6 protein-coding genes are annotated in these 13559 nt (G+C 59.6%); 3 read left to right on the forward strand and 3 right to left on the reverse strand.

Annotated features, from left to right (window positions below):
* The gene (locus GN111_RS16955) at positions 1-1635 is read right to left on the reverse strand and encodes a glutamate synthase-related protein (protein ID WP_155304881.1); all 1635 of its coding nucleotides are present in this window, start codon (positions 1633-1635) and stop codon (positions 1-3) included.
* Positions 1599-2729, reverse strand: coding sequence for a class II glutamine amidotransferase domain-containing protein (locus GN111_RS16960; RefSeq protein WP_155304882.1), 1131 nt, complete (start codon positions 2727-2729; stop codon positions 1599-1601). The genes GN111_RS16955 and GN111_RS16960 overlap by 37 nt, the downstream gene beginning before the upstream one ends.
* A gap of 427 nt (positions 2730-3156) precedes the next feature.
* Here GN111_RS16960 and glnE point away from each other — a divergent pair, with 427 nt between their 5' ends.
* From glnE to GN111_RS16975, 3 genes are read left to right on the forward strand one after another with little or no spacing between them, the layout of a single operon-like run.
* Positions 3157-6090: a bifunctional [glutamate--ammonia ligase]-adenylyl-L-tyrosine phosphorylase/[glutamate--ammonia-ligase] adenylyltransferase gene (glnE, locus tag GN111_RS16965; RefSeq protein WP_155304883.1), complete on the forward strand. Its 2934-nt coding sequence runs from the start codon at positions 3157-3159 to the stop codon at positions 6088-6090.
* Positions 6087-9368: a response regulator gene (locus tag GN111_RS16970; RefSeq protein WP_155304884.1), complete on the forward strand. Its 3282-nt coding sequence runs from the start codon at positions 6087-6089 to the stop codon at positions 9366-9368. The genes glnE and GN111_RS16970 overlap by 4 nt, the downstream gene beginning before the upstream one ends.
* A gap of 21 nt (positions 9369-9389) precedes the next feature.
* Positions 9390-11042: a diguanylate cyclase gene (locus GN111_RS16975; RefSeq protein WP_155304885.1), complete on the forward strand. Its 1653-nt coding sequence runs from the start codon at positions 9390-9392 to the stop codon at positions 11040-11042.
* A 247-nt stretch (positions 11043-11289) separates the two neighbouring features.
* Here GN111_RS16975 and GN111_RS16980 read toward each other — a convergent pair whose 3' ends face one another.
* Positions 11290-13194, reverse strand: coding sequence for a propionyl-CoA synthetase (locus tag GN111_RS16980; protein ID WP_155304886.1), 1905 nt, complete (start codon positions 13192-13194; stop codon positions 11290-11292).
* Between the last annotated feature and the right edge of the window lie 365 nt (positions 13195-13559).

A 13559-nucleotide genomic window follows, 5' to 3' on the forward strand; every position in this document is an offset into this window, starting at 1 on the left:
CTACACTACATATTTGATTTTAAGCCGCTGGGCGGCATCGTAGTCGCTGATGCCCAGCGCATCCGACATGCCGATGGGCAGGGCCGTGGAGCGGCCCAGGGGCGCCACGATCTTTTTCAGTTCCGTGTCGAAAGCCAGGAAAAGGTCGACCACCCGTTCGGCCACCTTTTCCACGTCCAGGCGTCGGTAGAGGCGGGGATCCTGGGAGGTGATCCCCCGGGGACAGCGGCCGATGTTGCAGATGTTGCAGCGGTCGCTTTCCGACCCCAGACAGCCGGCGGCCGCCTGCATGATGTACTTGCCGGTCTGGACGCCGCTGGCACCCAGCATGATCAAAGCCGCGGCGTTGGCCGCCAGGTTGCCGCTTTTGCCAACCCCACCCCCGGCAAACAGGGGAATTTCGTTCTGCATGCCCACTTCCACCAGGTTCAGGTAGCCGTCCCGGATGTTGGTGGCGATGGGATGGCCCATGTGGTCCATGGAGACGTTGTAGGCGGCGCCGGTGCCCCCGTCCTCGCCGTCGATGGCCAGACCGGCGGCGTAAGGGTTGCGGGTGAGGTTGTTGAGCACGGCCATGGCCGTCGAGGTGGCCGAAATCTTGGGATAGACCGGCACCCGGAATCCCCAGGCCATATACATGGACTGTATCATCTTGGCCACGGACTCTTCGATGGAGTACTGGGTCTGGTGGGTGGGCGGGCTGGGCAGGCTGACGCCCGGCGGCACGCCGCGAATGGCGGCGATCAACTTGTTGACCTTGTGCCACATGAGCAGGCCGCCGTCGCCGGGCTTGGCTCCCTGACCGTATTTGATCTCGATGGCGCAGGGGTCCTCCACCATTTCCGGAATGGAATGGATGATCTCGTCCCAGCCGAAATAGCCGCTGGCAATCTGCAGGATCACGTACTTGATAAAAGGGCTGCGCAGTAGACGCGGCGGACAGCCGCCCTCGCCGGTGCAGATGCGCACGGGCATGCCCAGTTCCTCGTTGAGGTACGCCACGCCCATCTGCAGCCCCTCCCACATGTTGGGAGAAAGGGCGCCGAAACTCATGCCGCCAATGACCAGCGGATAGATTTCGCGTACCGGCGGGATCCATCCGTTTTCGGCCAGAAACTTCAGGTTTTTCTCCGGCGGCAGAATCCGGCCCAAAAGGGTGCGCAGTTCGAATTCGTGCCGGCCGGCATCCAGGGCCGGGTCGGTGAGCATGGAAATACGGATGAACTTGATCTGATCCAGAATGCCTCCCGGTACGTTGCGCCGCCCTCCCCTGCTGCGAGGCTGGCCGCCGCGGTTGATGTGGAAGCGCAGCTTGTCGGCCTCGTCGGACCGCATGGGAAAAATTGCGTCGTTGGGGCAGACCAGGCTGCAGGTGGCGCACCCCACGCAGGCATAGGCCGGATCGGTCTTCTGGCGGATGCCGTGGTAAACGTCGAAACTGCTGCCGGGGTTGCCCTGGGGATCCAGCGAAACCGTGATCTTTCGCTTGCGGAAAACACCCAGTTCGATGGCGTTGACCGGGCACACGGCCGTGCACCGGCCGCACAGGGTGCACTTGTCTTTTTGCCAAAGGATCTGCCAGGGCAGGTCCTTGACGCTTAGTGTAGAAGGGCTAATGGTTGCGTTTGGCTGCATACGGAAACCTCCTGGCGCTGCGGTCCCACAATGACCGTGTCCAGATGCATGGGTTGAAAATCCTGGCTTTTGTCGCGGTCGGGAACAGCGTAATCCAGACCGCATATTTCCGAAGAGAATGCATAGCGACCCGGCCGGCCGCCCACCACACCGGGACGCAGTTTCTTGCGGTCCTGAACCATGAACAGACTGTGGTCAGGCAAACAGCCGATGACGCAGTTGGGACCGTCGATGGTCAGCCGCCGGCAGGAGTGCTTGAGCTGCTTAAGCAATTCGGCGTTGGGGTGGACGGCGATGTCGCTGTCCTGCAACGGGGTGATGACGTGTTTGTATCCGCACACATCCAGCCCCAGACGGGTCTGGGTGAAGTGCAGGATATGGGTGAATACCTCCGAGTCGCTCTGGTAGCCCGAGTATCCGGGAAAGTTGCGGGAGAGCAGGAACTCCCGGATCGGCGTGAAGGCCGTGCATTCGCCGTTGGTCATGGAAGCGTAGCCCTGAATGAAAAAGGGATGGCAGGCATACAGGTTGATGGCGTAATTGGTGTTCTGCCGCCCCTGGGCCATGATGACCCGCGCATGCAGCTCCTTGCGGTCCAGCTTCAGGTATTGGGCCACCTGCAAGGGGTCGCCGATCTCTTTGAGCATGATAACGTCCGGCCAGAAAGAGAAAACGATCATGTCGCCCTTCTCCTCACCCATGGCCCTGAGCTGAAGACGAATTTTCAGCAGTCTGTCGTACAGGACCTCGGTGGGCTCGTCATCCCACTCTTCTGGATATTCATAGGCCCGGATCAGGTAGACATCGCGTTTGGGAACGCCGGGAGGCGGATTCTTGGGCACTTTGATGGTGATCTTGTACTTGGTCATGAACCCGATATCCATCATGAAGGCATCCAAACGCCGGAGGCCCTCCTCGCTGAAGATGCCCGAAAGAATCGGCGCATCCTTGATCTCTTCGAAAGGGCCGCCCAGATCCCGCAGGAACAGACCGACACCGGATCCATCGTGGCCTTCCCGCATGACGTCCATGGCTTCCAGGGCAATCATGGGGGAGACGGGGGTCTCGCTGGTCATGGCAAACAGTCGGCACATGGTTGACTCGCTCCTTTTAACCGCCGGGGGTAGAAAATCCGGCACTGACGCTTCAATGCCGGACTCGAAAGAAAGACTTGTTTTTTTCGATCCAAAATAGTTTTTTGCAAGCTTTGTACCGTACCACAAAATCATCGGATTTCCAATGCCATCCTAACAATACACATCGAATCCCCCCTGGTTGCCCGGCCATTTATTACAAAAACGAAATAAAAATGCGATAAAAACTACAAAATTGAAATCATTGCCGGTTGCGGGTGGCACATTACGTAAACCATCGAAAAAATAACGATCTTGGCAATATTGGCCAAATCTGCTACTTTTTGTTCAGGTCGGTTTTCTCCTTTTTCGATGGGCCAACGGTCGATGCTACCCACGGGGAGGAGCCCTTTGCAACCACCGCCGTGAAAAGAATGGACGATGCCCGATGACTGGCTCCCGCGACGCACTGACGGAAAAGCAGCAAGAACACTGGACCGCCTTCTGCCAAAAGGCAAAAGCCACGGGCAGCACCTTCGACCCCGAATCGGAGGGTGCCCGGCTGTTGAATACGGCCTTCGCCTTCAGTGATTTCGTGGCGGCCGGCTGCATCCACCAACCGAACATGGCACTGGATTTGATCGACAGCGGTGATCTGCTCGCCCCCTACGATGACGACGGCATGGCCCGGCGGCTGAATTCGCAATTTCAAACGATGGCGGAAACCGGACCGGAGGCCGCCGTTCCCTCCCTTCTGGCGGCTTTGAAACCGGTCCTGCGCACCTTCCGGAGGCGGGAAATGGTACGCATTGCCGTCCGGGACCTGACCGGCTTCAGCGACCTGGATGAAACCATGGCCGATCTTTCCGCTTTGGCGCGCGCGGCAATCGACGGAGCCCTGAACCTCTTGTACGCCGGCCAGTGCGCCGTGGACGGGATCCCGCGGGACAGCCATGGCACCCGGCAGCGGCTGGTCGTCATCGGAATGGGCAAGCTGGGGGCCGGAGAACTCAATTTCTCGTCGGACGTCGATCTGATATTTACCTTCCCCTCCGGAGGACAAACCGAGGGGGACAAAGCCCCGGTCGCCAACGAGGCCTTTTTCACCCGCCTGTGCCGGCACCTGATCCAGGCCATCGGCGAAACCACTACCGATGGCTTTGTCTTCCGGGTGGACACCCGATTGCGGCCCTATGGCGACGGCGGCCCCCTGGCCATGAATTTCGATCACATGGAGGATTACTACCAGCACCAGGGCAGGGAGTGGGAGCGTTACGCCCTGATCAAGGCCGATGTGGTGGCTGGAGACCGAAAGGCCGGCCGCGAATTGCTGCTGCGGCTGCGCCCCTTCGTCTATCGGCGTTATCTGGATTTCGGCGTGTTCGAATCCCTGCGGGAGATGAAGCGCAAAATCAGCGCCGAGGTTCGCCGCAAAAACCTGCACGACAATATCAAGCTGGGCAGCGGCGGGATCCGGGAGATCGAATTCTTCGGCCAGATGTTCCAGTTGATCCGGGGCGGCGTGCTGCCCGTGCTCCAGAAGCCGGCCATCCAGTTTGTCCTGGCGACCCTGGGCCGGGAAGGGTTTGTGCCTCCGGCGGTATGCCGCGAACTGACCGACGCCTACCGCTTTCTTCGAACCGCCGAACATCGGCTCCAGGAAGTCGATGACCGGCAGACCCATGCCTTGCCCGCAGACCCGGGGGCTCGCCTGCGCCTGGCCCGTTCCATGGGATACGACAGCTGGGAAAGCTTCCGGGAGATTCTGGACGGCCACCGCCGCAAGGTCCGCATTCATTTTGACGGCCTGCTGGAAACGGATTCCGGTTCGGCGGGATCGGGCGGCCGCGAAGCGTCGGGCCTGGTCGAGGCCTGGTCGGTGGCCGAATCGACCGACGAACGCCGCCGCCTGCTGGAAGCCGCCGGTTTTCCCGACGGCGGGGCCGCTGCCGGGCTGCTGAGGGGCTTCGATGCCGAGCCGGCCACCCGGGCGCTGAGCAGTGCGGGAAGACAGCGGCTGGAAAAGCTGATTCCGCGCCTGCTGGAGGCCGCTGCCGGCTGCGACGATCCCGCAACGGTTCTGCAGCGGGTGCTGCAACTGCTCAAATGCATTCAGCAGCGCACCAGCTACCTTTCCCTGCTCATCGAATACCCCACCGCCCTGACGCATCTGATTCGACTGGTTGGGGCCAGTCCGTGGATCGCCGCCTTTCTCAGCCGCCACCCCGTGCTGCTGGACGAACTTTTAGATCCGCGTACCCTGTATGCGCCGCCCGGTCCCGAAGCCCTGCGGACCGAACTGGAACGCAAGCTGGCGGACGTGCCCGAAGACGATCTGGAATATCAGATCGAAGTCCTGTGCATTTTCCGGCAGGTGAACACCCTGAAGGTGGCCGCATCGGACATCACCAGCACCCTTCCGTTGATGAAGGTCAGCGACCACCTGACCTGGATTGCTGAAACCATCCTGGACAAGGTCGTCGAAATATCCTGGAACCATCTGGTGCAAAAACACGGCCGCCCCACCTGCACCCTGGACGGCCAGATCTGCAGGCGCGGCTTTGCCGTCATCGGCTACGGCAAACTCGGCGGCTTCGAACTGGGCTACCGATCCGATCTGGACCTGGTTTTTCTCCACGCGGCAGACCCCGGGGAGACGGTCGGCGGCCCCCGCCCCATCGACAACGCCCATTTTTTCGCCCGCCTGGGACAGCGGGTGGTCCACATGCTGTCGACCCATACGGCAGCCGGCATGCTCTATGAAGTCGATATGCGGCTGCGGCCCAGCGGGGCTTCGGGGCTGCTGGTCAGCCAGATCAAGGGGTTCGAGGATTACCAGAGCAACGACGCCTGGACATGGGAGCACCAGGCCCTGATCCGGGCGCGTCCCATTACCGGCGATGCCGTGCTGCGCGAGGCCTTTTCCGCCATCCGCCATCAGATCCTGTGCCGGAGGCGGGACCCGACATCGTTGAAGACCGATGTCCGGGACATGCGCGAACGCATGCGGGAAAGCCGACTGGAGGTTCAACCAGACCAGATCGACATCAAAGAAGAGGCCGGGGCCATGGTGGACATCGAGTTTCTGGTCCAGTATTTGGTGCTGCAACATGCCGCCGACCGCCCGGAACTGACCCGCTGGACCGACAACGTGCGGCTGCTGCAGGCCCTGGCCGAAACCGGCATCCTGGACCAGACCGCCGCCTATCGCCTGCGGCAGGCGTATCTGATCTACCGGGCCGTAGCGCACCGCCTCAATCTTCAGGAGCAATCCAACCGCATCGATAGCCATCGGTTCGAACACCTGAGAAAAATGGTGCAACATTTCTGGCAGCGGACGCTGGCCGCAACGCCAATCCGACAATCGGACGACAATCCATGAAACCCCGGAACGACCACCAGAACGAAACCACGGAAAAACTTACTTCCGCCCGGTATCCGTTCTATCTGGACCTGGTCTTTGGCCGACGCCTGGGCCGGACGCTGCTGGTATTTCTGCTGGCAGCCGCCGCCCTGCCCCTGGTGGTGCTGGGCCTTTTCAGCTACCTGATCCAGGGACAGGACCTGCTGACCACTTTGGGAGCAGCCCATCTGCCGGGCACCGTCATCGCCGCCACCGTGCTGCTGACCGCCCTGGGGGCCCTGTTGGCCGCGGGGATCCTGTCCCACCGCATCGTCGGCCCGCTGGAGGATCTGTCCCACGACGTTGCCATGGCGTCCCGGGGCCGATTCGCTGACGCGGTTGAGGTGGATGCCGCCGATGAGATCGGCGAACTGGCCATGGCCGTCGCGAGCCTGCTCGATCACCTGAAAACGGCGGCGTCCCAGCACGAAGACCAGATCCGGTTCATGACCGGACTGACGCGCCTGCACGGCCTGATCGCCGGTGAACAGGAACTCGAGAAGTTGAATCTCAACACCCTGGAATTCCTCTACCAGATCCTGGATCTGTGTCGGGCGGATATCTACATCGTCCAAGAGGATGCCGGGCCCCGCTGGCAGAGCCGTTTTCCGGGGCTTCCCGGCCACGATGAAGGCCAGGCTCGCCACCCGGGAAAAAGGCGGGCCGTCGATGCGCTCCGGGAAAAAGCGCCCCTCTGGTTTCAAAGGGATACCGCCGAAAAACCGCCAAAACCGGTGACCGCCATTGACCGGGCCAACCTGATCACGCTGCCGCTGCTGCTTCGTCAAACCGGCATCGGGGCGCTGGATCTGGAAAAAACGGATCGTTTCAGCGCATCCGACGGCCGCTTCGCAGAGGCTGCCGCCAGGGTCATCGCCGTGGCCCTCAACGCCGCGATACTCAGGCGTCAGGAAAAATCCCTGCTGGAACGATCGCGGGAGCAGGCCGCCCAGCTAAAAGGCCGTGAAGCCGCCCTGCAGGCCAAAACCCGTGAGCTTGAGAGCCAGACCCGGGCCCTTCAGGCCTCCGAGGAAACCCTTCAGCTCAAACAATTGGAACTGGAGGCGGCCAATGCGCAAATGACGAAAAATGCGGCCGACCTGGAAGCCAATATGGCCATTTTGGAAAAACAGAAGCAGGATATGCAACAGCAGAACCGGGCGCTGCAAAAGGCCCACCGGGAGTTGGCCCAAAAAGCCCGGCAGATCGAACTTTCCAGCCAGTACAAGAGTGAATTTCTCGCCAACATGTCCCATGAACTCAGAACGCCGCTCAACAGCATCCTGCTGCTCTCCCGCCTGCTCCTGGAGAACAAGGAGGAGAACCTGTTGCCCAAGCAGTCCGAATTCGCCCGCACCATCCATTCGGCCGGCGAGGACCTGTTGACCCTGATCAACGAAATTCTCGACCTGGCCAAGGTGGAATCGGGCAAAATGGAGGTGCACCGGGCACCGGTTACGATTCGCGACATCACCCGGAGCATGCTGGTGACCTTTTCTCCCCTGGCCGAGCAGAACCGTGTGGCCTTCGACATCCATGTGGCCCCGGATGTACCTGAAGAGCTGGTTACCGACCGCAAGCGCCTCGAACAGATCATCAAAAATTTTCTCTCCAATGCATTCAAATTCACCCCCGAAGGATCCATCCGGCTGGAGGTTGCCGTTTCCCGTGGGGAAATTCGGTCCGAAAGCGGCGGCCAGGGCGATACCCTGACGATCTGCGTCGTGGATACGGGCATCGGTATCCCTGCAGCCAATCAGGAAATGGTGTTCGAAGCCTTCCAACAGGTCGACGGCTCCAATCGCCGCAAATACGGCGGGACCGGCCTCGGTCTTTCCATTTCCCGGGAGTTGGCCCGAATCCTGGGCGGAGAAATACGGCTGGAAAGCGAGGATGGCGTGGGCAGTCGGTTTTCCCTGCATATTCCGCTCACGCCGCCGGAAAGCGAACCGGTCATCGCTTACGACGATCTTGTCGAAAAAACACCGGCCGAGCCGCAAAGGATCGAAACCACCGACCGGAACGAACGGTGGACGGCATTGGAGGGCCCGGCGCGCGATGACCGCAACCGGCTGACCCACGGGGACAAGTGCATTCTGATCGTCGATACCGATGAAGACACCATCGCCCCCATCAAAACCGCTGCCCAACTGAAGGGGTACAAGACGCTGGTGGCCGAACAGTTTTCAACGGGACTTCATTTTGCCGACTACTACCTGCCCGCCGCCATTTTCCTGAACCCGGAGGCGTCCGGAAACGGATGGAAGATGGTTTCGCGCCTCAAAACCAACCCCCAAAGCCGCCACATTCCGGTATTTACCGTATCGCCTCGCGGTGACGACTTCGAAGCGGCAACCCGGGGGGCCGCCGGCCATCTCGCCCGACCGGTTGCCCCTGACGATCTCGAGACAGCCTTCCGGCGCATCGAAAGAATCCAATCCATGGGGCAGTACAGGATCCTGGTGGCGGCCCCGGATCGGGAACGGGCCAAACGAATCGTCGACACCGTCGACGGGTTCGGCCTTCGGGCCGTCGCCGTTACCACGGCCGAAGACGCCCGGGCCGTTCTCGAATCGGAAGACGTGCATGCCGTCATCCTGCATCCGGTTATGGTGGCCGCAGGGCAGCACGAATTTCTCGCCGGCCTGCAAAAGGACCCGATGCCGGTATTTCAATACTCGGGAAGACCGCTGAAAGCGAATTTCAGCCCCGAGGCCAACCCTTATGCCCACCTGCTGAACCTCCAGGGGATCGACATGCCCGACCATCTTCTGACGGCGCTAATATCCCGCCTGCATCTGCCGCCCGAAGCCCTGAATGAAGACTGCCGCAACCATTTGGCCGCCATGGACAACCGCATCAACCGTTTGAAAGGCCGCAGGGTGCTGCTGGTCGATGACGACATGCGCACGGTGTTTGCCGTTTCCAACGTTCTGGAAGACCTGGGGGTCAGGGTGGTCACCGGCAAGACCGGCAAGGAAAGCCTTGACAAACTCTCCGGTTTTCCGGACATTGATCTTATTCTCATGGATGTGATGATATCCGGTGTGGACGGTTACCGGGCCATTCGGCAAATCCGCGAGGAGGAGCGCTATACGGACCTTCCGATTGTCGCCCTGACGGCCAAGGCCATGCGGGGCGATCGTGAAAAATGCATCCGGGCCGGGGCCGACGACTACCTGTCCAAACCGGTGAATCCGGACAAGCTCGCATCGATGCTCAAGATCTGGTTTCAACTCAAGCGGAGCACCTCTTAACCCATCAGCGGGATCGAACCCATGGCCAAAGAGGAAAAAGTAAAAATTCTGGTGGTCGACGACAGGCCCGAAAATCTTTTGGCCATTGAGGCTGTTCTGGATCGCCCGGATCTTTCGATCGTCACCGCCACCTCGGGCAACAAGGCGCTGGGTCTGGTGCTGGAGCACAACTTCGCCCTGATTCTGCTGGACGTTCAAATGCCGGAAATGGACGGCTTCGAAGTGGCCGAACTGATCCGGGGCAGCGAAAAGACCCGCCATATCCCCATTATTTTCGTGACCGCCATCAACAAAGATAAAGCGCACGTTTTCACCGGATACGAAAAAGGCGCCGTGGATTATCTGTTCAAGCCGCTGGATCCGTCGATTTTAAGAAGCAAAGTCAAGGTCTTCGTGGAACTTTTTCAGCAGCGAAAAAAACTGCAGCAGAGCAATGCCGAACTAAGCCGCGTGGTCGCGGAACTGGAAGAGGTCAACCGCAAAATCCAGGAGCAGCAGGAGTCCGTGATCGAAGAGGAGCGCCTCAAAGTTTTGCTGCAGATGGCCGGAGCCACGGCCCACGAACTGAATCAACCGCTCATGGTCCTCATGGGCAATATTCAGCTCATGGAGATGGAGGCCGAAATCCCGGACAACATCGCCGAACGGATAAAAAAAATCACCGGTGCAGCCAACCGTATTTCCGACATCGTCAAAAAGATCCAGACCCTGCGTCATGACGAATCCAAGTCCTATGCCGGCGGCAAAACCATTTTAAACCTGGACCAGCAGGTTTCCATTCTGTCCATTGAAGACCGGGACGAAGATTTCAGCACCATTCAACAGATCCTGCACAAGCACGACCAATTGCGGTTGAACCGGGTAAAATCCATTCAGGAGGCCTTCGAACTTTTGGAAAAAGATCACTTCGACCTGATCTTTTTGGATTATCTTCTCCCCGACGGCACCGGACTCGAATTCCTCGAAAAGGTCAACAGCAAAGGGCTGGAAACGCCGGTGGTGGTCATCACCGGGCAGGGGGACGAACTGATCGCCTCGCGGATCATTCAGGCCGGGGCGTACGACTATCTGCCCAAAGCCAAGGCCAGCGACAAGGCGCTTCTGCGCATTATCTCCAATGCACTGGAAAAGGCGAGCCTGAAGCGGGAAATGCGCAGGGCCCAGAAAAAGCTGGCGGAAATGTCCATGCGCGATGAACTGACCGGCCTGTTCAACCGGCGCTATTTCGCCGAAGCCCTGGACCGGGAGGTCTCCGGTGCCGAACGCTACGGCCACGGCCTCGCATTGTGCATCATCGATCTGGATCATTTCAAGCTCGTCAACGATACTCACGGCCATCTGTGCGGCGATCGGGTTCTCAAGGATTTCGGCCGACTGCTGGCGGACAGCATCCGCAAATACGACGTTGGCTGCCGCTACGGCGGAGAAGAGTTCGCCATCATCCTTCCCGACACCTCCCTCGAAAAGGCCGTTTCCCTTTGCGAACGCTTTCGGAAGCGGGTGAAGGAATTCGAATTCACCTTCGACGACCAGACCCTTCACATCACCGCCAGCGTCGGAGTCACGGCCCGATATCCCGATGGCGACACCAGCGGGGAAAAACTGTTGGAACTGGCCGACAAAGCCCTTTACCAGGCCAAACGCCAGGGCAGGGATCGTGTTGTGGCCGTTTGAAGCGTTAAATCGTGGCGGACTCGCAAAAATTCACCAGACATGTCATTCCCGCGTAGGCGGGGATCCATTATTTTCATATAGTTATAGATTCCCGCCGACGCGGGAATGACACCAATGGACCAAATTCCACTTTTTGCGATTTAATCAACTGTAAATAAGGCAAAAAAACGCCGGGGCTCCCTCATCTCGGGAAGCACCCGGCGTTGTTACCTGTTTTGACGATTCGGTCAGGCGATACCGCAGTCCATCACTTTCTGGCTTTGGCGTAACCGATGCCCTCCAGGGCCTCTTCCATCTCGCCCAGGATGGTCGGATCGTCGATGGTCGCCGGCACCTTGTACTCCTGGTTGTCGGCGATTTTCTGGATGGTCCCCCGAAGGATCTTGCCCGAACGGGTCTTGGGCAGGCGCTTGACCACCGTGGCCGTCTTGAAGGCCGCCACAGGTCCGATGCGTTCGCGCACCATCTGGATTACCTCCTTGACGATCTCGTCCTGGGCCTTGGACACACCGGCCTTGAGAACAATGAATCCTACCGGAACCTGTCCTTTGAGGCTGTCCTCGACGCCCAGCACGGCGCATTCGGCCACATCCGGATGGTCTGAAAGCACTTCCTCCATAGCCCCGGTGGACAGCCGGTGGCCGGCAACGTTGATGATGTCGTCCGTACGGCTCATAACGAAGGCGTACCCGTCGGCATCGATGAAACCGGCGTCTGCCGTTTTATAGTAGCCGGGGAACTCTTCCAGGTAGGATTCCACATAGCGGTCGTCGTTCTGCCACAAGGTCGGCAGGGCCCCCGGAGGCAGCGGCAGCTTGACCACCAGGGCGCCGATTTCACCGGCGGCCACCTGCTGGTTGTTGGTGTCGACCACCTGCAGGTTCCAGCCGGGCGCCGGCTTGGTGGGCGAGCCTTCCTTGACCGTAAATTCGTGCAGACCCAGGCAGTTGGCGCAGATGGCCCAGCCGGTTTCCGTCTGCCACCAGTGATCGACCACCGGCACCTTCAGGGCGTTTTCGGCCCAGTGCAGGGTGTTGGGATCCAGGCGCTCGCCGGCCAGGAACAGGGCCTTGAAATTGGACAGATCGTACTTTTTCATCAGTTCGGCATTGGGATCCTCGCGCTTGATGGCCCGGAACGCCGTGGGCGCGGTGAACATGGACTTGACCTTGTGATCGGCGATCACTCGCCAGAAGACCCCGGCGTCAGGGGTGCCCACCGGCTTGCCCTCGAAAAGAATAGTCGTGCAGCCCTTGAACAGCGGGCCATAGACGATATAGCTGTGGCCCACCACCCAGCCCACGTCCGAGGCGGCCCAGTAGACGTCTCCGGCATCCACGTTGTAAATGTTTTTCATGGTCCACTTCAGGGCCACCACATGGCCGCCATTGTCCCGCACCACGCCCTTGGGCTGGCCAGTGGTGCCCGACGTGTAGAGAATGTAGAGCGGGTCGGTGGCCGCCACCGGCACGCATTCGGCTGGGGATGCCGCCGCCATGGCCGCTTCCCAGTCCACATCCCGACCGTCGATCATGGAAGCCTTTTCCATGGGGCGCTGGAAGATCACACACTTATCGGGCTTGGAGGCGCTCATGTCGATGGCCGCATCCAGCAAGGGTTTGTAGGCGATCACTTTTTTGACTTCGATGCCGCAAGAGGCCGTGACGATCACTTTGGGTTTGGCATCGTTAATGCGCGTGGCCAGCTCTTTGGCGGCAAACCCGCCGAAAACCACGGAGTGCACCGCCCCGATGCGCGCACAGGCCAGCATGGCCATGGCCGCCTCGGCAATCATGGGCATGTAGATCAGCACCCGGTCGCCCTTTTCCACGCCCAGGCTTTTCAGCACGCCAGCGAATTTGGCTACCTCGTCCCTAAGCTGATTGTAGGTATACTTCGTGATCGTATCGGTGACCGGACTGTCGTAAATCAGGGCCAGTTGCTCACCCCGGCCCTGTTCGATGTGGTAGTCCAGGGCGTTGTAACAGGTGTTGATTTCACCGCCGGTAAACCAGCGGTAAAAGGGCTTGTTGGAATCGTCGAGCACCTTGTCCCAGCGTTTGTACCAGTGGCAGTCCTCCGCCGCCTTGCCCCAGAATCCATCCGGATCGTTGATCGACTGCTCAAATGCAGCTTCATAGGGATTGGTCATATGGCCTCCTTTTGCCGTTGGTTGAAGATAGAGAGAAAATACCCTTGTATGAAAATAGGTTATTCTGACACCGAGTTTTCGGGGTGGCTCCGGGATCTTGCGGCAGCGCGGGCTGACTGCAACCGTGGGTCCGCCGGATCGGTTAAAAACAGGGAGCTGAAAATAAACAATAGAGAAAAACAACAATTGATGTCAAGAGTAAAAAATGAATTTCATCTAGCATATGAAGGATCGCAATGGGTATACTTAACGCCTGGATGCGAAGGCCCGCTGCCTGGACGCGTAGAGGCTCGGCCGAAATGCAGGCGGGTAAAACTATTGTCGGTATTGGATAGGATTGGGAGAGAAGGAGATGGCGTGGAAAT

Source organism: Desulfosarcina widdelii (assembly GCF_009688965.1).
Classification (GTDB): Bacteria; Desulfobacterota; Desulfobacteria; order Desulfobacterales; family Desulfosarcinaceae; genus Desulfosarcina; species Desulfosarcina widdelii.

Bases quoted from the DNA above. Each gene is read 5' to 3' on its own strand.
- GN111_RS16955 (WP_155304881.1), bottom strand. From the start codon at position 1,635: ATGCAGCCAAACGCAACCATTAGCCCTTCTACACTAAGCGTCAAGGAC.
- GN111_RS16960 (WP_155304882.1), bottom strand. From the start codon at position 2,729: ATGTGCCGACTGTTTGCCATGACCAGCGAGACCCCCGTCTCCCCCATG.
- glnE (WP_155304883.1), top strand. From the start codon at position 3,157: ATGACTGGCTCCCGCGACGCACTGACGGAAAAGCAGCAAGAACACTGG.
- GN111_RS16970 (WP_155304884.1), top strand. From the start codon at position 6,087: ATGAAACCCCGGAACGACCACCAGAACGAAACCACGGAAAAACTTACT.
- GN111_RS16975 (WP_155304885.1), top strand. From the start codon at position 9,390: ATGGCCAAAGAGGAAAAAGTAAAAATTCTGGTGGTCGACGACAGGCCC.
- GN111_RS16980 (WP_155304886.1), bottom strand. From the start codon at position 13,194: ATGACCAATCCCTATGAAGCTGCATTTGAGCAGTCGATCAACGATCCG.